The sequence below is a fragment of the Arenibacter certesii DSM 19833 genome, from assembly GCF_000429545.1.
Classification (GTDB): Bacteria; Bacteroidota; Bacteroidia; order Flavobacteriales; family Flavobacteriaceae; genus Arenibacter; species Arenibacter certesii.
The window spans coordinates 66,935-90,777 of record NZ_AUCB01000007.1; the positions used below are offsets into that span (position 1 = coordinate 66,935).

Annotated in this window: 16 protein-coding genes; 2 read left to right on the forward strand and 14 right to left on the reverse strand. The window is 39.4% G+C overall.

The features are described from left to right. Nucleotides 1-196: 196 nt before the first annotated feature. Both G466_RS0104065 and ruvB read right to left on the reverse strand, forming a co-directional pair. Nucleotides 197-1,528, reverse strand: a complete 1,332-nt coding sequence (locus G466_RS0104065; RefSeq protein WP_026812501.1) for a cytochrome P450 — start codon at nt 1,526-1,528, stop codon at nt 197-199. 49 nt (nt 1,529-1,577) lie between these two features. Beyond that, complete coding sequence (gene ruvB / locus G466_RS0104070) at nt 1,578-2,600, reverse strand: Holliday junction branch migration DNA helicase RuvB (RefSeq protein WP_026812502.1); 1,023 nt, start codon at nt 2,598-2,600, stop codon at nt 1,578-1,580. 170 nt (nt 2,601-2,770) lie between these two features. Here ruvB and G466_RS0104075 point away from each other — a divergent pair, with 170 nt between their 5' ends. Further along, nucleotides 2,771-5,035, forward strand: a complete 2,265-nt coding sequence (locus G466_RS0104075) for an acyl-CoA dehydrogenase family protein (RefSeq protein WP_026812503.1) — start codon at nt 2,771-2,773, stop codon at nt 5,033-5,035. Between the two features lie 66 nt (nt 5,036-5,101). On the opposite strand, the gene G466_RS0104080 is transcribed toward G466_RS0104075, so the two are convergent. The 9 genes from G466_RS0104080 to G466_RS0104120 all read right to left on the reverse strand — a co-directional run bounded on the left by G466_RS0104080 (nt 5,102) and on the right by G466_RS0104120 (nt 17,805). Then, nucleotides 5,102-5,962: a GIN domain-containing protein gene (locus G466_RS0104080; RefSeq protein ID WP_051315518.1), complete on the reverse strand. Its 861-nt coding sequence runs from the start codon at nt 5,960-5,962 to the stop codon at nt 5,102-5,104. Nucleotides 5,963-6,183: 221 nt separating this feature from the next. Further along, nucleotides 6,184-8,004, reverse strand: a complete 1,821-nt coding sequence (locus G466_RS0104085; RefSeq protein ID WP_026812505.1) for a cytochrome c oxidase subunit I — start codon at nt 8,002-8,004, stop codon at nt 6,184-6,186. Nucleotides 8,005-8,048: 44 nt separating this feature from the next. Further along, nucleotides 8,049-9,107: a cytochrome c oxidase subunit II gene (locus G466_RS0104090; RefSeq protein WP_026812506.1), complete on the reverse strand. Its 1,059-nt coding sequence runs from the start codon at nt 9,105-9,107 to the stop codon at nt 8,049-8,051. Nucleotides 9,108-9,139: 32 nt separating this feature from the next. Beyond that, nucleotides 9,140-10,423 (reverse strand): hypothetical protein, encoded by a 1,284-nt coding sequence (locus G466_RS0104095; protein ID WP_026812507.1) that lies wholly within the window; start codon nt 10,421-10,423, stop codon nt 9,140-9,142. An 18-nt stretch (nt 10,424-10,441) separates the two neighbouring features. Continuing rightward, nucleotides 10,442-11,002, reverse strand: a complete 561-nt coding sequence (locus tag G466_RS0104100; protein WP_026812508.1) for a c-type cytochrome — start codon at nt 11,000-11,002, stop codon at nt 10,442-10,444. An 11-nt stretch (nt 11,003-11,013) separates the two neighbouring features. After that, the gene (locus G466_RS0104105) at nt 11,014-11,535 is read right to left on the reverse strand and encodes a DUF3341 domain-containing protein (RefSeq protein ID WP_026812509.1); all 522 of its coding nucleotides are present in this window, start codon (nt 11,533-11,535) and stop codon (nt 11,014-11,016) included. A gap of 4 nt (nt 11,536-11,539) precedes the next feature. Continuing rightward, a complete protein-coding gene (nrfD, locus tag G466_RS21415) occupies nt 11,540-13,288 on the reverse strand; it encodes an NrfD/PsrC family molybdoenzyme membrane anchor subunit (RefSeq protein WP_084418725.1) in 1,749 nt (582 codons plus the stop codon). A gap of 35 nt (nt 13,289-13,323) precedes the next feature. Further along, nucleotides 13,324-16,434, reverse strand: a complete 3,111-nt coding sequence (locus G466_RS0104115; protein WP_026812510.1) for a TAT-variant-translocated molybdopterin oxidoreductase — start codon at nt 16,432-16,434, stop codon at nt 13,324-13,326. A gap of 36 nt (nt 16,435-16,470) precedes the next feature. Beyond that, a complete protein-coding gene (locus tag G466_RS0104120; RefSeq protein WP_026812511.1) occupies nt 16,471-17,805 on the reverse strand; it encodes a c-type cytochrome in 1,335 nt (444 codons plus the stop codon). Nucleotides 17,806-18,034: 229 nt separating this feature from the next. Here G466_RS0104120 and G466_RS0104125 point away from each other — a divergent pair, with 229 nt between their 5' ends. Next, the gene (locus tag G466_RS0104125; protein WP_026812512.1) at nt 18,035-18,406 is read left to right on the forward strand and encodes an SPOR domain-containing protein; all 372 of its coding nucleotides are present in this window, start codon (nt 18,035-18,037) and stop codon (nt 18,404-18,406) included. A gap of 585 nt (nt 18,407-18,991) precedes the next feature. Here G466_RS0104125 and infB read toward each other — a convergent pair. Genes infB through rimP form a run of 3 tightly spaced genes read right to left on the reverse strand, consistent with a single transcriptional unit; the run spans nt 18,992 to nt 23,682 of the window. Beyond that, nucleotides 18,992-21,931, reverse strand: coding sequence for a translation initiation factor IF-2 (gene infB / locus G466_RS0104130; RefSeq protein ID WP_026812513.1), 2,940 nt, complete (start codon nt 21,929-21,931; stop codon nt 18,992-18,994). A gap of 44 nt (nt 21,932-21,975) precedes the next feature. Continuing rightward, nucleotides 21,976-23,208, reverse strand: coding sequence for a transcription termination factor NusA (gene nusA / locus G466_RS0104135; RefSeq protein WP_026812514.1), 1,233 nt, complete (start codon nt 23,206-23,208; stop codon nt 21,976-21,978). A 12-nt stretch (nt 23,209-23,220) separates the two neighbouring features. Then, the gene (gene rimP, locus G466_RS0104140) at nt 23,221-23,682 is read right to left on the reverse strand and encodes a ribosome assembly cofactor RimP (protein WP_026812515.1); all 462 of its coding nucleotides are present in this window, start codon (nt 23,680-23,682) and stop codon (nt 23,221-23,223) included. Nucleotides 23,683-23,843: the final 161 nt, after the last annotated feature.

The following is a 23,843-nucleotide window of genomic DNA, read 5'->3' on the forward strand; positions in this document are numbered from 1 at the left end:
TCGCTATTTGGGTGATAGATGTTATAATTTTCGCAAGCATGGGGAGCAATGTTATATACTATAGCTCAAAAACCTTGAGAAAATTTAATAAAATGAGGAATTGCTAATTAGCGTAGAATGTTACATGACATAAAAACAAGGCGTTTTGCTTTGCCTTTTACAATTTGGTATTTTGATGATTTTCATCCAAGACAACTTACCTGGCTTTAAATGTTAAAGTTACCTTCTTAGGTTTTAGCGAAATTAGGGGATCTATTTCTACGGTATCCATAGAGGTAGTTATTTTATATTTCCTAATAATCTCTGTTATGGTAATCATCATTTCTACCATAGCAAAATTATTACCCACACACATTCTTGGTCCGGCTCCAAATGGATAATAGAAATCACCATACTCCGACTTATCTAAAGCTTTGAAACGGTATGGATTAAATTGTTCGGGATTTTCCCAAAAACCAGCATATCGGTGCAACTCGTATAAAGACATCAACACTAGAGTATCTTTAGGGATGGATATCCCTTCGTATTTTTCATCCTCTATAGCCACCCTATCAATAACATAGGCTGGCGGATATAATCTAAGTGTTTCCTCCAAACAATATTTTACTAGGGGAAATTTCCTTTCCCATTGTGTAAACTCCAATTGACCAAGAGCTGTTTTTTCTACGGACACCTCTTTATATACCTGCTCCTGAATATCTTGATGTTTTGCCAATAAGTATAGCGCAAAACTCAACGCATTTGCCGTTGTTTCGTGTCCGGCCGTAAAAAGAATCAGTACTTCATCTATCAATTGGGCATCAGACATGAGCGACCCATCTTCATAACGAGCCTTCAATAACATATCTAAAAGATCGTCTACTTCTTGTCCCGCATTGCGTCTTTCTTCAATAATCTCTAAAAGAAGTAATTTGGACTCATCGGAAAGAGATAGGTGTTTTTTGATTTCACCATTTATCTTAAACCACCACTTAAGATAGGGCTGTCTCATTTCCTTAATTAGCATACGCTGATTGGCCTCAGTAATATATTTTAGACGCTGCATTTTATCACGGATATCCGTACTACTAAAAAGCGATTTTGCAACTACCTGGAAAGCTAAATCCCCCATTAACGGAAATATATCTTCTTCAGTTTCCGTAGGAATACGTTCCAATTCATAAAGCACGGCTTGATGCATTACCCTTACTAAATTTTGCAATTTCTTTTTATGAAAAGCAGGCTGCACCATTCTTCGATGAGTCCTCCAATGTTCTCCATTGGAAGTTAAAATCCCATGCCCTACATACTTTGCCAAATCAACGGTTTGTAAGGATGATTTTTGAAATTTTTTGTGTTGTTTTTGTAGAATGTATTTAACAAGCCCCGGATTCCTGGTGAAAAGAACCGGCTTCTTAGTAGTTAAACGAATATTGAAATAATCTCCATAGGCTTCAAAGTTCTTATGATGAAAAGGCAATGGGTTTTTAAGAATAGCCCTCGCATTTTTAATAACCTGAAGTCTGGAAACCAATTTCAAATTGTTCATTAGCTAAGAAAATTCGGTTATAAAAACAGCCTTATATAAATCCTGTAGATTAAAACAATCCCTGTTGGGCATTGCCTTTTATTCTTCCCAAATGCTTGTAGGCTAGTTCTGTTACTTCCCTTCCCCTTGGGGTACGCATAATAAATCCTTGTTGTATTAAGAAGGGTTCGTACACCTCTTCTATTGTTTCGGCACTTTCAGAAACGGCGGTAGCCAAAGTAGTAATACCTACTGGTCCTCCCTTAAACTTATCAATTATGGTAGTCAGAATTTTATTATCCATTTCGTCCAATCCATGGGCATCAACATGTAATGCCTTTAGGCCAAACCTAGCAATTTCGATATCTATGCGTCCATTTCCTTTTATCTGCGCAAAATCCCTCACCCTTCTTAATAAGGCGTTACAAATTCTAGGGGTTCCCCTACTTCTGCCCGCAATTTCTATAGCGGCCTCAATACTTATAGGGACATTTAAAATTTCTGCACTTCGCTCCACAATAGTAGACAACAATTCCGTGGAATAGTATTGTAACCTACTTTGGATTCCAAATCTGGCCCTCATGGGAGACGTCAATAATCCGGATCGGGTGGTGGCACCTATGAGGGTAAACGGGTTTAGGTTAATCTGTACGGACCTAGCATTTGGTCCAGATTCAATCATAATATCTATTTTATAATCCTCCATAGCAGAATATAAATATTCTTCCACAATAGGGCTCAATCTGTGGATCTCATCAATAAAGAGTACATCCCGCTCATTAAGATTGGTCAATAATCCTGCTAGATCTCCAGGTTTATCCAATACTGGTCCAGATGTAATTTTAATTCCCACTCCCAGCTCATTTGCCAAAATATGGGCAAGTGTTGTTTTACCTAGTCCAGGAGGGCCGTGAAACAGCGTGTGATCCAAGGCTTCGTCACGTTGGTTGGCTGCCTCAACAAACACCTTTAAATTCTCCAATACTTGCTCCTGGCCCGTAAAGTCATCAAAAGTTATAGGCCGCAAAGCTCTATCAATATCCAATTCCTCAGGGCTAAATCCTTCCGTTGTGGGATCCAAATTCTCATTCATACTTCAAAGATAATGGAAATCGTGTTTCAATTACTTTAATATAGATCAATTCTCTTGCTTCCTTAAAAAATCCATATTTAATGAGATTATTTTTGGCAGCTAAAGAATATAATATTGACTCAGAATAGCGCTAGAGATTATAAAACAAAAATAATTGGTAAATTCAGAGTATGGAAAGAATTAATTATACTGCGAACATCATTCAATACATCCCCTTCTTTTTTGTTATTTGGTCAGATGATTTGCTCTCTGTCTCCGAAGTAACGGTGGTGAGACGTATTATTGAAAGTGATCCCACCCTTTCGGAGGAGGAAAAGAAATTGCTTTATTCATGGCTCAACAAGGAGCAGCCACCAAAAACGAAGGTCATTAAAAGTTGGGCCGAACTGATTTCACTCTCTGGCATCAAGTTAATTGAAAGCGACACCTACCCCCTAAGCTCATTCAGCAGAAAACTAGCCGCCATAAACAATGGAAATAGTCCTATAAATGAGAATTTAGCGGAAATTGAAATCAACCTCGGGATTCAGCCAAATCATTATCATCATTTATTTGAGGTAGAAGTGGTAACAGAAAAAACATCTGACTATTACATCGCCAACGAAATAAGTAACTTACTTAGGGGAGAACATGCACAACAATTAGAAGAATTAGGAGAGCTCCTTTCTCATCCGCTCTTCAATTGGGAGGTTAATAGGGATTTAGATGATTTTAGGATAAACGTACTTAACCAGGTTCAATTTTTGGGAAAGAAAGGAATTGGGGCAATAGCATATCCCAAGGCATATGGCGGAAGAGACAATATGGAATTATATGCTAGTATCTTTGAACAACTGATGTTTGTAGACGGTAGCCTTACCATAAAATTTGGGGTACAATTTGGTCTATTTGGTGGTAGCGTTCAAAAATTAGGCACTAAAAAACACCACGACCGGTATTTGAAAGACATTGGGAATGCTCGTTTATTGGGATGTTTTGCTATGACGGAAACCGGACATGGATCTAACGTAAGAGGGATTAAAACCACAGCAACTTACAACCCGGAGAATGATACGATTACCATTCACACTCCAGGCAAGAATGATAATAAGGAATACATTGGAAATGCCCTCCATGGCACTATGGCTACCGTCTTCGCTCAATTGATCGTTAATGGAAAGAATCGCGGGGTGCATGCCATCCTAGTACCCTTAAGGGATAATAAAAACAACACACTTCCTGGAATTACAATAGTAGATAGTGGCTATAAACTAGGTTTAAATGGAGTGGACAATGGAAAGATATGGTTTAACCAAGTGGAGGTACCGCGAGAAAATCTCTTAAATAAGTATGGAGACATACAAGCTGATGGAAGTTATCACTCCGACATTAAGAATCCGAACAAACGTTTTTTTACTATGTTAGGCACCTTGGTTGGCGGTAGGATATGCGTTGCAAAAGGCGCTTTGGGTGGTGCTAAAATGGCCCTTGCCATTGCTGTGAAATATGCATTAAATAGGCGACAGTTTAATGACAATATAAAAATCCAAGAAGATCTCATCATGGATTATCCGTCACATCAATTAAGGCTTACCCCTGCCATTGCAAAATGCTATGTTTACCATGCCACTTTGGAAGAAGTAATGCGGCAGTATAGTGACGATACGATATCGGACAAACGAAAAATAGAATCACAAGTCGCGGCTCTAAAATCAACCATTACCTGGTTTTCCAATGAGACCATACAAGAGTGTAGGGAAGCCTGTGGCGGCAAAGGTTACCTTCTAGAAAATAGAATTCCGGATCTAAAAAACGATGTAGACATTTTCACCACCTTTGAAGGTGACAATACCGTATTACTACAATTGGCAGCAAAAGGGATACTGTCCGACTTTAATAGCGAACTTAACAGTGGCGGTTTTACAGCCGTATTAAAGTTAATAAGCGCCCAAATTAAAGATAAAATGGTAGCAATAAATCCCGCCTATTCCAATAAAGTAGATAAAGATCATCTTTACAATCCAAAGTTCCACCAACATGCCTTTAAATTCAGAACGAGAAGACTCACATATTCCCTAGCCATGCGGATAAAGGATTATATTAAAAAGGGAGTACCAAGTTATCAAGCATTTTTAAAGGTACAGACCCATTTACTAGCATTGGGAAAAGCATACAGTTGCGAGCTGGCATACAGCACTTTTGTCAATTCTACAGATAGTATAGAAGATCTAAAATACCAGGAACTATTTAGAAAGCTCGGGATTTTGTTTGCACTTCATGAAATAAGGGAAGATGCTTCTTGGTTTCTAGAGCAAGGATATATAGGGGGCACAAAATCTAAAGCCATTCGTCAAAGGGTTGAACGATTAAGTACTGAATTACGACCACACATTGAGGTGTTAGTGGATGGATTTGGTATTCCAGACCATTGTATGACAGCAACGATTGCTAGTTAATCTATAATTTAGGAATGGTAAGAAAAACCATTTTAAAAGTATAACCCCATCTATAAATTGTTGTTATTATTTACGTCTATATAACTCTGAGGTATCTAGAAACTCTTGAAGATCTATTTTACCGTCCCCATACACATGGGTTTTAGATGAACCAGAAGCAAAAAGCTCTAAAACATTGGTCACATTTACCTCGGCAGAAGCATTGCCATCCAAAGAAGCTACAATATGATCTACTTCTAGTTTATTGGCTTTTAGGCTAGCATTGTCCATCAAATTAAATTGAACTTGAGCCGATGCGCCCTCAAGAAAAGCACTAGCATTTTTCACCAACTCAATATTTGTGGCGCGGGCTACGGCATAGAGCTTTAATTTAGCTTTATCCTTAAGGTTTATATTTAAAGTATCACCCTCCATTCTAAAGTCTCCACTACTCTTCTCGTCCATATGTATATCTAAATACGCTGTATTTACAGATAAATCTGCTTTTGCATTAGCATTCATATCTACCCTAAGCGCATCCGTAAAGAAGGTGTCTTTGGTTAAAATCTTCCCATTGTTAATGGTTATATGGTGTAACTGGTCAAAAATCACCGTTATGTTAAGTTTTTTCTTCCTTGTAATATTGTAGAAAGAGCTTATTCTGAGGGTTTCATTCTCCACAGTGAATCTCAACACATCTACTAAATTATCATCAGCTTCTATTTCATAGCCATGAATTTGACCAGATTTAAGATTTACGTCTAAATCATCCTCCAGAATAATAGCATTAAAGAAAGGCAGGTCTTCCTTAACTTCAATAACATTTCTATTGCCTTTAATTTTGGGCTGTCTCTGGCCGTAGGCTGCAACATTTACAAGTAACAGCAGTACGATAACAATTTTCTTCAATACGTTGGATTTAAAATGATGAAATTCTATTCTATGCATTGTCAACTTTTTTTATCCTTCCTAAAATGCTTATCACCTCCTAGGACGTGCTATCTCAACATCTAGATTACTTACACTTAAGATTACAAAAGTGTAGCAGGGATGATCTTATTTAGGCTAGCACGACACTTAGTGATAGCGCTGATTTAAGAACCATTACTTTGAAGATACAAAAAAAGTCCATCATAGGATGGACTTTTTTATCACTTAAAGTTATTTATTTAATGCTGCAGTTCATCTTCATCCTCGAATAGAGGCACATCTTGTGGCACAAAATCCTGAGTTGGTATTATATATTCACCATTCTCATGGGTTTTACTATAATCGTAGGGCCATCTGTGAACTACTGGTAGTGCTCCAGGCCAGTTTCCGTGAACGTGCTTTACCGGAGTAGTCCACTCCAAGGTAGTGGCTTTCCATGGATTCTGGCTTGCCTTAACACCATAGAATATACTTTTAATAAAATTATAAACGAAGACTAATTGTACCAAGGCAGCAACAATAGCGAACACCGTCATTAATACTTGTACATCAGCTAAGTCATCGAACATTGGGAATGCTGTATTCTCATAGTACCTACGTGGCACGCCTGCCATACCCACAAAGTGCATTGGGAAGAATACCCCATAGGAACAAACCGCGGTAACCCAAAAATGGACATATCCCATATTTTTATTCATCATCCTTCCGAACATTTTCGGGAACCAGTGATAAATACCGGCAAACATACCATACAGTGCAGATATACCCATTACCAAGTGGAAGTGAGCAATAACAAAATAGGTATCGTGTACGTTAATATCCAAAGTACTATCCCCTAATATAATTCCAGTAAGTCCACCAGATATAAAAGTAGAAACCATACCAATAGAGAACAGCATAGCAGGGTTAAACTGAATATTACCTTTCCATAGAGTGGTAATCCAGTTAAATGCTTTTACTGCGGAAGGAATCGCAATTAATAAAGTAGTAAAGGTAAATACCGATCCTAGGAATGGGTTCATCCCTGAAACGAACATATGGTGACCCCATACAATGGTAGACAAGAATGCAATTGCCAAAATGGAAGCAATCATCGCACGGTAACCGAAAATAGGTTTACGAGCGTTTACCGCCATCACTTCTGATACAATGCCCATTGCTGGTAGAATTACAATATAAACCTCTGGATGTCCTAAAAACCAGAACAAGTGTTCATATAATACTGGAGATCCTCCTTGGTAGTGTAGCACTTCGCCTTGGATAAAAATATCCGACAAAAAGAAAGAAGTACCAAAACTTCTATCCATAATCAGCAACAAGGCAGCAGATAAAAGAACTGGGAAAGAAACTACTCCAATAATAGCAGTAACAAAAAATGCCCAGATAGTCAATGGTAATCTAGTCATAGACATACCCTCGGTCCTTAGATTGATTACGGTAACAATATAATTTAGTGATCCCAATAGTGATTGTACAATAAAGAAGAACATAGATACCAACCAAAGGGTCATACCTAGACCAGAACCTGGTTGCGCCATAGGCAGAGCACTTAATGGAGGATATACAGTCCAACCGGCTGCTGCAGGCCCTGCCTCCAAGAACAGAGAAGCCAACATTATAATACAGGCAACAAAGAATATCCAAAAGGACAACATATTCAAGAAACCAGAAGCCATATCTCTGGCACCAATTTGCAATGGAATTAGTAAGTTACTAAAGGTCCCACTAAGTCCGGCTGTTAGCAGGAAGAAAACCATTAGCGTACCATGGATGGTCACCAATGCAAGATAAACATCGGCATCCATTACACCTCCCGGGGCCCACTTTCCCAATATAGCTTCAAAAATAGCAAAAGACTCCCCTGGCCATGCCAACTGCATCCTAAACAATACTGACATAAGGATACCTAAAGCACCCATGATCAACCCAGTAATAAGATATTGCTTTGCAATCATCTTATGATCCTGACTAAAAATATATTTGGTCACAAAGGTTTCCTTGTGATGGTGTCCGTGATCACCTGAATGATCTTCTACATGTGCGTTAGCTGTTACAGACATAGTTGTAAGTTTATATTTTTTTAATGTTATTAATTAAATTCGAATTATTGTTGAGCGGCAATTGACTTTCCGAAAGTCTGCTGACTTTCAATCCACTTGTTATACTCCTCCTCAGTTTCAACAATAATTTTCATCTGCATATTATAGTGTGATTTTCCACAAATCTTATTACATAACAACACATAGTCAAATTCCCATGGGTCACTATTATCCTCTCCATTGGCTGCCCTTTCTGCACGGAGCTTGTTGATCCCATTTACTTTATCGATAACATCAGGCTTTTGCCTCATCTCAGCAGTAGTAATTGTAGGGGTAAAGGAGAATTGAGTAACCATTCCAGGCACACAGTTCATTTGCATTCTAAAGTGTGGCATATATGCGGAGTGAAGAACATCTTGCGATCTAATTTTAAAATTCACCTTTCTACCCACTGGCAAGTGAACTTCTTTCACAACAATGTCATCCATTGCGTTAGGGTCAGAGTTATCAATACCAAGCACGTTAGCCTTATCAATATCGATCATTCTTACGTTAGCATCCCCAAGCACGTTATCATCACCTGCATATCTAGCTGTCCAACTAAACTGCTGTGCATACAGCTCTATAGTTAATGGATCGTCTTCATCATTGATATCCATAATATTGGTCCATGCATAAAGACCCCATAAGATAAGTCCAGACAATACTATAACCGGTATAATGGTCCAAATAAACTCTAACCGATCATTATCTGCATAGAACAATGCTTTTTTACCTTTTTCACCCCTGTACTTATATGCGAAAAAATGCAATAGAAATTGGGTAATAGTTTGTACAAAAAAGATAACCAACATAGAAGCTAGCATCAACGCATCATATTCACTTCCGTGCTCAGATGCCGCCTCAGGCAATAGTGTTTTGGTGTATTTAACAAAACTAAAAATGGTAATTCCATATAGAAAGATCAAAAACGCCACCATTAAATACCCATTGTACTTATTATCGGAGTCGTTAGCAATTTGTGTATTGCTAGTTCCGATCTGGGACAATTCGAATATCTTGGTCATTTGCCATATGGCAATTCCAACTAATATTATAACAATTATGGTTAATAATGCAGTCATCGTATGATTTGAAATTATACTTTAATTAAAAACTAATAGTGAAAATGTTTACTTTCCTCAATAAAAGGATTGCGTTTTGGCTGTAGAGGTGCTTTTGTAAGCGACCTAAACACCACAAATATAAACAAGCCTGAAAAGAATAATACTGAAGAAATTTCTGGAATACCTATAGACCATTGATCACCAACCGTAGCAGGCATAATAGCCACATAAACATTCATATAATGTCCTACTAAAATAACGATACCTGTCATTATAACGAACCAGTTGATTCTTTTAAAATCGCTGTTCATCAACAATAGAAGAGGGAAAACAAAGTTTAATACTAACATTCCTAAAAATGGAACTTTATAATCTGCAATCCTAGTAACGAAATAAGTTACTTCTTCTGGAATATTCGCATACCAAATCAGCATAAATTGAGAGAACCAGAGATACGCCCAAAAAATACTAATACCGAACATAAATTTAGCCAAATCATGAATATGGCTATTATTCACATCCTTTAAATACCCTTTAGACTTCAAATAAATGGTAACCATGGCTATTACAGTAATTCCTGTAACAAACATACCAGCAAAAATATACCATCCAAAAAGGGTACTAAACCAGTGTGGGTCAACACTCATAATCCAATCCCAAGACATTATGGATTCAGTAATAAGATAGAATACCAAGAAACCGGCTGAAATTCTAAAGTTTAACTTAAAGTTACTATCGTCATTGGATTCATCTTGTGCAAGGGATAATTTTCTTGAATATTCCCTATATAGGATCCAACCCGCTAAGAAAATAGCTGCTCTAATTAAGAAGAAAGGCCCATTAAGATAACCCGATTTTGCTTGTATCAATGCATCATTCGCAACTACTTCAGGATCCATCCAAACAAATAGGTGGTTAAGGTGCGCAACGGATAATACTAAAATTATAAACACTATTATTCCTCCAGGAACCAGGTAGGCGGAAATCCCTTCCATTACTCTAAATAACAAGGGAGACCAACCTGCTTGCGCTGCACGTTGTATGGCATAAAATGCTAATGTCCCAAGTGCAATCATCATAAAGAAAAGTGCAGCTACGTATAATGCGGCCCAGGGCTTGTTCTGTAATTGATGTAACAAATGCTCATAATGGGAAGCATCATGATCTTGGGCTACCACATGCGCATCTCCGTGCCCATCGTTATGGGATGCAACCATTGCTTTTGCATCTTCCACTGTACTTGGTGCAGTCATGAAACCGATGCCAATTCCCAAAACGCCTACAGCCATTAGGATGAAGGAAGCAATTTTTAATCTATTTGAAAAAGTATACATATTGCTAATATCTAGATCTTATTTTGTTAAATCTTCTTTCAAGGTCATTACGTATTCCGCTACTTGCCAGCGCTCTTTGGTATCTAATTGCCCAGCATAGGAACCCATGGAGTTTAACCCATAATAAATAACATGATAGGTAGATCCTACCGTTATATTCCTAGCTACATCGGCATAACTTGGTACTCCAAGAATTTTTTCCCTTTTCACTAAATTACCTTGTCCATCACCTTTATCTCCATGACAAAGGGAACAATAGATAGCATAAAGCTCTTTACCTATCTTTAAGTTCTCTTCCTTGTTTAGGGAATCCAATGGACTTGGGTTTAGCCTTGCCTGCTCTTTGCCTTCAATGCTGTTTTCTATCCCATAGGGAATCCAACCTCTTGCAATGGTATTATCTACAGGAAGCCCAGCAGATGTCCCATTTGGAAGAAAATCTACTTGTTGGTACGTTTCATATCCTACGGACTTGTACATATCGGGCATAAACTCGAAATTCCTACTACGCTTATCAGAGCATGAAGCAACTAATAAGACCAAACCAAGTACAATCCCTATTTTGCTAAAATTATTCATAATTTCTATGACTACTTTTCTGTAATATTAATTTCGACTGCTCCAGTATCTAATAACAAATCCATAAGATCCTGTTCATTTCCATGAATTTCTATTTCCATTAAGAAATGATCATCAGTTGTTCTTACATCTGGATTCTCAGCTTCTTTAAAAGGCCACAATCTACTTCTTAAGAAGAAAGTGATCACCATAAGGTGAGCTGCAAAGAAAACCGTTAGCTCAAACATAATAGGAATAAAAGCCGGCATGTTTTCTATAAAACTAAAACTAGGCTTACCTCCAATATCTTGAGGCCAATCTTCGATCATTATGTAATTCATCATTGCGATTGCGATCACCAGACCAACACATCCGTATAAAAAGGAGGTAATAGCCAATCTAGTTGGAGCCAATCCCATTGCCTTATCCAACCCGTGTACGGGAAATGGGCAATATATTTCTTCTATATGATGCTTGGCCGCTTTTACCTTTTTAACAGCATGCATTAGCACATCGTCATCATCATAAAACGCATGTATAACTTTAGACGCCATATACTTATTTCTTATTGATTAAAATCCTTGCTTGTCCTGCCCAATCATCTCTTTGTGCCCTGCCTGGGAACGATTCTGTAATCGCATCCAATAAATCATATTCTCTATCGGTCATACGTGCTACCTGTGCGAATGTAAAAATCCCAATTTGATTAAGGCTAGCTTCCATTTGAGGCCCTATACCTTTTATTTCTTTAAGGTTATCAGGTTGTTGCGTGACAGGATCATACGTCCCCACCGCATTCAGCAATTCAGAGATTCCAGTTTTATCATCCTTTACAGGAGCAACCTCACCCATTATTACGTCATCTGTAATCGGTTTTCTCTCCATTACTACTGGTCTAATAGTAGAAATTTGATACAATGGCTTTCCAGCATCCCTAAGTTTTTTATACTTATCACCGGAAGATTTTAAAATAGTCTTCACCTCCGCCTGTGCAATAACAGGGAACGTTCTAGCGTACAACAAGAATAATACAAAGAAGAATCCTATTGTCCCTACAAAGGTACCTATATCTACAAAAGTTGGCGAGAACATTGTCCAAGCAGATGGCATATAATCCCTGTGTAAAGACGTAGCAATAATCACGAATCTCTCAAACCACATCCCTATGTTCACCACAATAGATATAAAGAAAGAGAACATAATACTAGTTCTTAGTTTCTTAAACCACATAAACTGTGGAGAGAACACGTTACAGGTCATCATTGCCCAATAAGCCCACCAGTATGGTCCAGTTGCTCTGTTTAAGAATGCATACTGCTCATACTCTACTCCAGAATACCACGCTATGAACAACTCAGTAATATAAGCACAACCTACTATAGAACCAGTCAACATAATAACAATGTTCATCAATTCAATATGCTGTACCGTAATATAGTCTTCCAACCCACTAACTTTCCTCATGATGATCAATAAGGTATTCACCATGGCAAATCCTGAGAAGATCGCTCCAGCAACGAAGTAGGGAGGGAAGATTGTGGTATGCCATCCAGGAACGATCGAGGTAGCAAAGTCAAACGATACAATAGTGTGTACAGAAAGTACAAGAGGGGTGGCCAAACCTGCCAATACCAAGTGAACTTCCTCAAATCGCTGCCAGTCTTTTGCACGACCTGTCCAACCAAAGCTTAACAAGCTATAGATTTTCTTTTGGAAAGGCTTAACCGCACGGTCCCTGATCATCGCAAAATCTGGCAACAAACCTGTCCACCAGAACACCAAGGATACGGACAAGTAAGTAGAAATTGCGAATACGTCCCACAACAAAGGCGAGTTAAAGTTTACCCATAGGGATCCAAATTGGTTAGGTATGGGCAACACCCAATAAGCCAACCATGGTCTTCCCATATGGATTAGCGGGAATAAACCCGCCTGCATAACAGAGAAAATGGTCATCGCTTCCGCAGAACGGTTAATAGCCATTCTCCATTTCTGTCTAAATAACAATAAAACTGCTGAGATCAGCGTACCGGCATGCCCGATACCAACCCACCAAACAAAGTTGGTAATATCCCAGGCCCAGCCAATTGTTTTATTTAATCCCCAGGTACCGATACCAGTAGATATCGTGTAGATAATACAACCAACCCCCCAGAGAAATGCCGCCAAGGCAATGGAAAATACAATCCACCAATGCTTATTGGCCTTTCCCTCTACCGGAGCTGCGATATCCACAGTTACATCGTGGTAACTCTTATCTCCAAGTACTAAGGGTTTTCGTATAGGTGCTTCGTAATGCGACGCCATAATTTAATATATAGTTACGTTCCTTTTTATTTTGATTAAGCTTCTTCTGTATTCCTCACTTTGGTGTGATAAAAAACATTTGGTCTTGTTCCGATGTACTCAAGAAGATGATACATACGATCACTTTCTTTCAACTCAGCAACCTTACTCTCCTTATCATTAATATCTCCAAATACCATTGCTCCGTTACCACAAGCAGCTGAACAAGCAGTCTGGAACTCTCCATCCTTCACCTCACGACCGTCACGTTTAGCATCTAAAATGGTCTTTTGTGTTTTCTGGATACACATGGAACATTTCTCCATAACCCCTCTAGACCTTACGGTTACATCCGGGTTAATTACCATTTTACCTAAATCGTTGTTCATGTGGTAATCAAACTCATCGTTATCACTGTACAAGAACCAGTTAAACCTTCTCACTTTATACGGACAGTTGTTCGCACAATATCTTGTACCCACACATCTGTTATAAGCCATATGGTTTTGTCCCTGACGCCCGTGCGACGTTGCCGCAACAGGACAAACCGTTTCACAGGGAGCATGGTTACAATGCTGACACATAACTGGTTGGAAAACCACTTGTGGGTTTGCAGCCGGATCTTCCAACTCACCAAAACCACCCAACGAACCATTATCTCCAAACAGTCCATCAAACTCTTCCTTCTTAGTAATGTCTGCAGCAAAAGTATCTTCAGAAGAGTAGTACCTATCTATACGCAACCAGTGCATATCCCTAGATTTCCTAACCTCTGCTTTCCCAACTACAGGTACGTTATTTTCGGCGTGACAAGCAATAACACAAGCCCCACATCCCGTACAAGCATTTAAGTCTATAGACAAATTAAAGTGATGCCCTATTGAACGATCAAAACTATCCCAAAGATCCACACTAGTTGCAGGAACCTCTTGGTGATCCAAAGACACCACAGGCTTAGCATTCCACTCTTTAGCATCTTTAGTATTGAAAATTTCTAAGGTAGTCTCTTTTATAATATCTCCTCTACCCATTAGAGTCCTATGCAACTGCACACTTGCAAATTGATGCATTCCAGAGGTCTTCTCTATACTTACATTTTGAGTATTGGATAAGTTCTTATACAGAACATAGGCATTAACCCCAGTCTGCATCTCACTCTTCATCCCCACCGTTTTCCCGTATCCAAAGGCAAGCCCTATTGAACCAGGAGCCTGACCGGGCTGAATAATTACCGGAACTCCCTCAAGAGTAGCGCCGTCTACGGTAAGAGTAACATAACTTCCATTTAAACCACCATCTGCGGAATGGTCATTAACCAAACCTAGACTAGCAGCATCTGCCTTGGAAACAGTAACATAGTTATCCCATGAAACTCTAGTTAGAGGATCTGGGAATTCTTGCAACCATGGGTTCCCTGCCTGCTGGCCATCTCCCATTCCAATTTTAGGATATAGGGTTAGCTCCATGCCATCAGCAGTAGCACTGGACAAACTAGACAGTGCCGATGAAATTGAAACTGACCCAACTTGCTCCTCTTCCGAATTTTCACCAACTACTTCATCAGCCACAGCTCCGTTCCCAGCTACAAACACACCATCGTGCAAAGCTTGGTTCCAGTCGCCACCAGCTAAAATCCCATTATTCCATGTTTCCCTTATGTAATCATAATAAGAAACATCCTTATCCATCCAATTAAGCAAAGCGGTCTGAAACTGTCTTGTATCAAACAATTGCTTAATGGTAGGTTGCATTAAACTATAATATCCTTTTTTAATTTGAACATCTCCCCAAGACTCCAAATAGTGATTGGAAGCCCCAACGTACTGCACCGCTTCTGAGGTGTCCGTTACATTAGTAGAGAAAGCCAATGTTAAATCTACATTTTGCAAAGCCTCCACAAATTCACCGGCATTTGGCAACGTATATGCAGGGTTAACCCCATCCATTAACAACGCACCTACTTTACCAGACTTCATGTTTGCGATAAGTGCATTAAGAGCAGCTTTATTTCCTTGCCTTATATATTTTGGAGCAGAAGGATCGAATGCCTTACTTCCCAACATTTCATTAATAGCCAGTACCACAGCCTGGGCATTAACATCCTCGATACCCGATATCACTACCGAGTTAACTTTATTCTTCTTCACTTGGGCTGCAACAGCATCCAAAGCAATTTTTGCGCTTTCAGGAAGATTTCCACTCCCAACCGATGCACCGCTCAACTTACCATAAAAGTAAGCCAAAGCCACTTTCTGCTGCGCTGGAGTTAGAGGAACCCTCTTATCGGCATTAGCTCCTGACAAAGACATATTCGCCTCGAACTGCACATGCCTAGACATTTTACCATTTTTAGGCACACGACCTTTAGAGTAACCACTATCATATCCACCACCTTGCCAATCCCCAAGGAAGTCAGCCCCAAAAGAGACTATAAGTTCTGCTTTTTCAAAATCGTAATCTGCCAATGCCCTTTCACCATACTTGGCTTCAAAAGCTGTTAGAGCAGCATCTTCAGAAATCGCATCGTATATCACATGATCTACATTACCGTACACCTCTTTAAATTCAGCAATCAATCTAGAAGTAGATGGACTTGCGTAGGTTTGGGTTAGTAGTGTTATTTTTTTCGCTGAACCTTTCAAGGAATTCAGCTTGGATTTTACCGCTCCATCTACATCGCTCCAGTCTACTGGTTCCCCGTTAAAAGAAGGACCTTGCAAACGGGTACTATCATACATGGTTAATACCGAAGCATTAACACGCGCATTAGCGGTCCCAGCCACCTTTGCATCCACGTTATTCTCTATTTTGATCGGTCGACCTTCACGTGTTTTTACCAAAACACTTGCAAAGTCATACCCATCAGCTATAGTAGTCGCATAAAAATTGGCTACCCCAGGGATGATATGATCAGGCTTCACCACATAGGGAATTGATTTTATCACCGGACCTTCACACGCGGCCAAGGATGCAGCTGCGGTACTAAACCCTACATACTTAAGAAAATCCCTCCTGTTGGTAGACGTAGCAGCCAAAGTCTCCTTATCTCCTAAAAATTCATCTACCGGAATATCCTGAGTAAACTCATTCTGCCTTAGCGTCTCAACAATGGAATCGTTCGGATTTAACTCCGCCTCACTTTTCCAATATTTTTTATTTGATGACATATTGATATATCTGAAATTATCTTGTAAATAGTTTGCTTAATAGTGACACTTACCACATTCTAATCCACCCATCTGGGCAGCAGTAAGCTTCTCAACTCCATACTTCTCAGAAAGTTCTGCATGAATCTTTTCATAATACGCATTCCCCTCTACCTTAACATCTGTTTGCCTGTGACAATCTATACACCAACCCATGGTTAGAGGAGCATGCTGCTCCATAATTTCCATTTCCTCAACAGGACCATGACAAGTTTGACATTCTACACCTGCAACAGAAACGTGCTGAGAGTGATTAAAGTAAGCAAAGTCAGGCAAATTATGAACTCTCACCCATTCCACAGGCTTGGTTTCCCCTGTGTATCGTTGGTTCTCCTCATCCCATCCTACCGCTTCATATAATTTCTTAATTTCCCCAGTATAAAACTCATTGGTATAGCCATTAGCAAGATCTTCTTGACTAGGCCCATCAGGTCCACCTGTATATTCATAAATAGACTCATGACAGTTCATACAGAGATTTAAAGAAGGAATCCCCGCTGATTTAGAAACTCTAGCTGAAGAGTGACAATACTTACACTCAATTTCATTATCTCCGGCATGTATTTTATGAGAATAGTGTATAGGCTGTATTGGCGCATATCCCTGATCAACACCCAACTGCATCATCCACCCATAAGCATGATAAGCACCTGCCAATAAAAGAACGATAGTAAACACCAACACTAAAAACTGATTTTTAGCAAAGGCCTTCCATAGCGGCAATCTTTTTTTAGCTTTTTCTTTTTCCAACGAGACACCACTAGCTTCCGCAATCCTTCTTAAGGTTGTATTCACTAAAACCAACATCAAGACCAACAGCCCTAGAATAGCGATCAATCCACCAAGAACCACTTCGTTGGATATACCCGAACCAGCACCGGCACCGGCATCACCTCCTGCAGTAGCAGTAGCTGCACCTGCGGCAGGCTCAGCTGGCGGAGCATCAGTATAGGCTAAAATATTATCGATATCAGCATCGGACAACATTGGGAACGGCGTCATCGCTGCTTGATTGTACTCATTGTAGATCTTCACAGCATGAGGATCTCCTGCCTTAATCAAAGCAGAACTATTCCTAATCCACTTATACAACCAATCCCTATCGTACTTTTCACCAACTCCTGCCAACGGCGGACCAGTCATCTTTCTTGTTAAAGAGTGACAAGCCGCACAATCTTGATTAAACAATTGCCTACCCTTAGCTGCATCAGCACTACCTGAAGAAGCCTCCGCAGCCTCTTGCGCAACAAGTGAATTTGAAATCAGCAGTAAACCTATCAGACTGACACCTAAAACCTTAGAAATTAGATTGCGGTATGGAACCTTTTTCATATTAATAAATATTTCTATCGAAAGTTTGGCACGGTATTTACTCCATTATAATCTGGAGTTTCTAACCCTCGCTCAATTTGGAAGCAAAAATACACAATACACTTTATTTGAGAAATGTTAAAGACACCATAACACCTAATTTATACCCGTTCTAAATAATAATAAAATCTTTTGATTGATTCTTAATAAATTACCTTTGCAAAGCATTAATTATGTAATTTAAAAACATATGAAAAATACCTTTTTATTTACGATTTTGGCATGCTCTGCCATTTTCTGCTCTGCCCAACAGGGCAATGTCACTATTCAGCAGGACAGTAAAATCACGCAACTACTGAAAATCTATAAAAATGTAAACGAAAACACTAATTATTACCGTATTCAAGTTGGCTTTGGCTCTCACCAAGAAGCCCAGAACTTAAAAGCAAAGGTGGATGTAGATTTTCCCGATTGGCCCACAAAAATCGACTTTGAATCTCCAAGCTACCGTGTACGCATCGGCAACTTTAGAACCTTACTTGAAGGGGAGAAAAAACTTATAGAGGTAAGACAAAAATATCCCAGTGCAATGCTTCTAAAACCAGAAAAAACGACCAACTAGGTCGTTTTTTTATGTACACACTATCCACAATCAAGACTCCTACTTAAACCCGTCATTTCCTTGACGAACCAGAATACAATCTATTCAACCTATCCTTGCATCAATTCCCAATGCAACACCCCTTTAAATTACATTATAATCATTTCTAATCCACCAACAAAATTAACGTTACCAAAGTCGTAGTCCCTATATTCCATTTGATAGGAGCGCTCCTCCCAAACCTCACAATAGATTTTTAGTCACTATCACTGCACACAACTAACAAAAGAAGCTCCTAATTTAAATAAATCATCAGAAACTCACATTCAATTCCCCGTTAAGAACCAGTAAACTATTGCAATAAAAATTCTTGTAAAAATTATAAAGCAGAACGACAGGAATGCTCAGCATCCCATTTTTTTGAAATAATAAGAAGCGAACTATACGGGAAATCAATTGAATTCGTATTCTTAGCAATCGTCTAGAAAACTCCAGTTTTTACACAAGACTATAAACCAAATAAAATCAGAAAAATCAGAAAATAAAAAACCCCGAACATCTCAAATTAATGAGAGTCGGGGTTTAATTTGCTTTAAGCAATTCTGTCTATTTCAGCTTCTTTTTAACTGCAACTTCTTGGAATGCTTCTACTATATCCAATTCTAGGATATCATTGTAATTCTTAATCTGCAATCCACAGTCGTATCCTTTAGCGACTTCTTTAACATCATCCTTAAACCTCTTAAGAGAAGATAGCTCACCAGTAAAGACAACCACACCATCCCTAATCAATCTGATATTAGAGTTTCTAAAGATCTTACCGCTAGTCACCATACAACCCGCAATAGTTCCAATTTTAGAAATCTTAAAGGTTTCCCTTATTTCAGCCGTACCAGTTATCTCTTCCTTCATTACTGGAGAAAGCATACCTTCCATAGCATCTTTAAGGTCATCTATAGCATCGTAAATAATGGAATACATCCGGATATCTATCTCTTCCTTATCCGCTAACATTCTCGCGTTACCCATTGGCCTTACATTAAACCCAATGATAACTGCATCTGAAGCTGAAGCTAATAGCACGTCGGACTCTGTAATAGCACCAACTGCTTTATAAATAATATTCACTTGAATCTCATCGGTAGAAAGTTTCTGGAACGAATCCGTTAACGCCTCTACAGAACCGTCCACATCTCCCTTAAGGATAATATTAAGCTCCTTAAAGTCTCCAAGCGCAATTCGTCTTCCAATCTCATCCAACGTTATATGGCGCTGCGTCCTAACTGACTGCTCCCTTTGCAACTGAGATCGCTTAGTTGCAATTTGCTTTGCCTCGCGCTCATCCTCAAAAACGTTAAATTTATCTCCTGCCTGTGGCGCCCCATCCAATCCTAAGATTGAAATTGGCCTAGACGGACCTACTTCTTTCACTAAATTACCTCGCTCATCCTGCATGGCCTTAATTTTACCACTACAAGTACCAGCAAGTACATAATCACCAATTTTCAAGGTACCTGTCTGAACAAGGACGGTAGACACATATCCCCTACCCTTATCCAAGAACGCCTCTACAACCGTACCAGATGCCAACCTGCTTGGATTGGCAGTAAGCTCTAAAAGCTCTGCTTCCAACAGCACCTTTTCCAACAATTCTTTTACTCCAGCACCTGTTTTAGCCGAAATATCTTGAGACTGAATCTTACCTCCCCAATCTTCCACCAACAAATTCATCTGGGCAAGTCCGTCTTTTATTTTCTCCGGATTAGCCGTTGGCTTATCCACCTTATTTATCGCAAATACTATAGGAACCCCTGCAGCTTGGGCATGACTAATAGCCTCTTTTGTCTGTGGCATAATAGCATCATCCGCGGCAATCACAATAATAGCGATATCCGTTACCTGAGCACCACGCGCACGCATCGCCGTAAAGGCCTCGTGACCGGGTGTATCTAAAAACGAAATCTTTTGATCGTTATCTAGGGTTACTGCGTAGGCTCCAATGTGCTGGGTAATACCTCCACTTTCACCTGCAATAACGTTTTCCTTTCTAATATAATCTAGCAAAGAGGTTTTACCGTGGTCAACATGCCCCATCACCGTAACAATTGGCGCTCTAGGCTTAAGGTCTTCTGGAGAATCTACTTGTTCAACAATAGCTTCCTCTAGGTCAGCAGTTACAAATTCTACCTCATATCCAAATTCATCCGCTACGATCGACAATGTTTCTGCATCTAGTCGTTGGTTCATGGTAACCATGATACCCAAAGACATACAAGCAGAAATAATCTTAGTAGTAGGCACGTTCATCATAGTAGCCATTTCACTAGCGGTCACAAATTCCGTAACCTTAATCGTTTTGCTTTCCAATTCTTGCTGCTCCAGATCTTTCTCTGTCTGCTGACGGTGCTGATCCCTCTTATCTCTTCTATATCTTGCGGCAGTTCTACCTTTTCTGGATTTACCTTGAAGTTTCTCCAGGGTTTCGCGCACTTGTTTTTGCACATCTTCCTCGGTAGGCTCTACCTTAGCAACTGCTACACGTTGTCCAGGAGCTCTTCTCGTTACCGGTCCTCTACCTCTAGCGGCAGGTGGACGTTTGGTATCGGTCCCTGGTTTAGCAACAATTCTTTTACGTCTTTTTCTTTTATCTGCCGCATCACCCGCTTTCGCTGGCTCTTTCTTCTTCTTTGGTCTTTCAAATTTGGTAAGATCAATCTTATCCCCCATTATCTTAGGACCGGTAAGTTTTTGATATTGCGTCCGAAGCACTTCTCCTTCTGGCGCTGCTTCACCTTCTGCAGATTTCTCTTCCTGTTTTTCGGAAGCCGCCTCTTTTTTAGGTTTTTCAGCTTCAGCTACGGGCTCTTCCTTTTTAACGGACACTTCCTTTTTAGCAGGCTTGTCTTCCACCTTGGAAGCACCTACCGTTTTAGGAGCTTCCACTTTCTTAAGGGTCTCCTCCTTTTTAGGAGCTTCTTCTTTTTTAGGCGCCTCTTCTTTTTTAGGGGCTTCTTCCTTCTTAGGCTCTTCCACCTTTTTAGGAGCTTCTTCTTTTTTGGCGGCCTCTACTTTTGGTTCTTCAACCACTTTTTCATCGGCTTTCTCAGCTGGTTTTTCAGCCACTACTTCTGGCGTTTTCTCAGGTGTGTTTTCAACTGGTTTTTCAGCATCCTTTTTCCCCGAATCCAAATCGATCTTACCCACGGTCTTTAACCCGGGAAGGTCTGCCTTCGCCTTAATAACATTCTCTCTTTCCGCCCTTTTCTCCCTAGCGAGTCTTTTCTCTTCTTGCTCTTTCTCTAACTGTAATCGCAAGGCTTCCTTTTCTTTTCGCTTCTCTTCCCCAACTTCTTTGGACGCAACTTTCTTGCTCATATCCGTTTGGAATTCATCCAGAAGAACTCGATATACCTCGTTGGATATCTTGGTAGTAGGCCTAGCATCAATATTATGCCCTTTGGAACCGAGATAATCTACCGCACGGTCCAATGAAATATTAAGTTCTCTTAGGACTTTATTAAGCCTTATAGTTGCATTCTCTGCCATAAATAATTAATTCCTATTCTTGTAATTTATTGCTAATATATAGTTTAATCTTCTAATTCCTCTTTTAGAATACGGACAACTTCCAAAATTGTCTCCTCTTCTAAATCGGTCCTTTTAATCAAATCACCAACTTCCTGCTCTAAAACACTTCTTGCAGTATCCATTCCAATTCTCTTGAACTCTTCTATTACCCACGCTTCAATTTCATCTGAAAACTCGGTAAGCTCCACATCTTCCTCCACCCCTTCTCGGAATACATCTATCTCGTAGCCAGTCAATTGCCCAGCCAATCTAATATTATGACCTCCTCTACCAATAGCCTTAGAAACTTCTTCTGGTCTAAGGTATACCTGAGCCGTCATTTTCTCGTCATTCAATTTTACAGAAGAAACCCTTGCCGGACTTAATGCCCTTGTAACTAAAAGTTGTGGGTTACTGGTCCAATTGATAACATCTATATTTTCATTTCCAAGTTCACGTACAATTCCATGAATCCTAGAACCTTTCATACCAACACAAGCTCCTACAGGATCAATACGATCATCATAAGAGTCTACGGCTACTTTTGCTTTTTCACCAGGAATCCTAACTGCTTTCTTAATTGTAATCAACCCATCATACACTTCAGGGATTTCCTGGAAAAACAACTGCTCCAAAAATAAAGGAGAAGTTCTAGACATAATAATCGTTGGCTTGTTTCCCTTAAGCTCTACACTCTCAATGATTCCTCTTACATTATCCCCTTTTCTGAAAAAATCCGACGGTATTTGCTTGTCTTTCGGCAAGATAACCTCATTCCCTTCATCATCCAAAAGTATAATGGCCTTATGTCTAATATGGTGTACTTCAGCAGTATAAATTTCACCTTCAAGTTCTTTAAATTGCTTATAGATGGTTGTATTATCATGCTCGTGAATCTTAGATATTAGATTTTGCCTTAACGCCAAAATTGCTCTTCTCCCTAAGTTTATCAATTTCACTTCTTCGGACACATCTTCCCCAACCTCAAAATCGGGTTCAATTTTACGAGCCTCAGAAAGGGAAATCTCCTCATTAGGGTCTTCAACCTCACCATCAAGAACTACTACCCTATTTCTCCATATCTCTAAATCTCCCTTGTCCGGATTTATAATAATATCAAAATTATCATCAGAACCAAATTTTTTCTTCAATGCATTCCTAAACACATCTTCTAAAATCGCCATTAGCGTTACCCTGTCTATGAATTTATCATCTTTAAATTCCGAGAAAGATTCGATTAGCGCAATATTTTCCATTTTGACCTACAATTAGAATTTTAATACAACTTTAGCTTCTTTTATATCAGAAATTGCGATTTGTCGCTTTTTCTGAATGGTAATTTTCCCCTTCCCAACGGGTTTGGGCTCCCTATCCTTCCACTCCAAGGTAATACTGTCTTCCGTGGCTTCCGTCAACTTACCCTCCAACTCCTCATCTTGGGTTTTCACCTCCAATTTCCTTCCAATATTTTTCTTAAACTGTCTGGGAATTTTTATGGGCGATGCTGCTCCGGCTGATGCCACTTCCAAGGAAAAGTCCTCCTCTTCCCTATCTAGGTTGTGCTCTATAGCCCTGCTAACGTTTATACAATCTTGTAGCGTTACTCCATTATCACCATCTAAGGTGATCTTAATCTTATTATCTGTACCTATGGAAAAATCCAACAAAAAAAGTGATTCATTTTCCTCTAAGGCCGACTCTAAAAGTGTAGTTACTTTTTCCTTCAACATAATTTCTCTCTTAGCGATAGCTTCTATCAATCTAGGCCATGCAATTTTAGGCATATCCGCCATAATTGAAAACAGCTAAAACTTATTTAAAACGGTCCAAAAAACCATACTGTCAAAATATTAGTAATAAAAGAGGGGACAAATTGTCCCCTCATGAATAT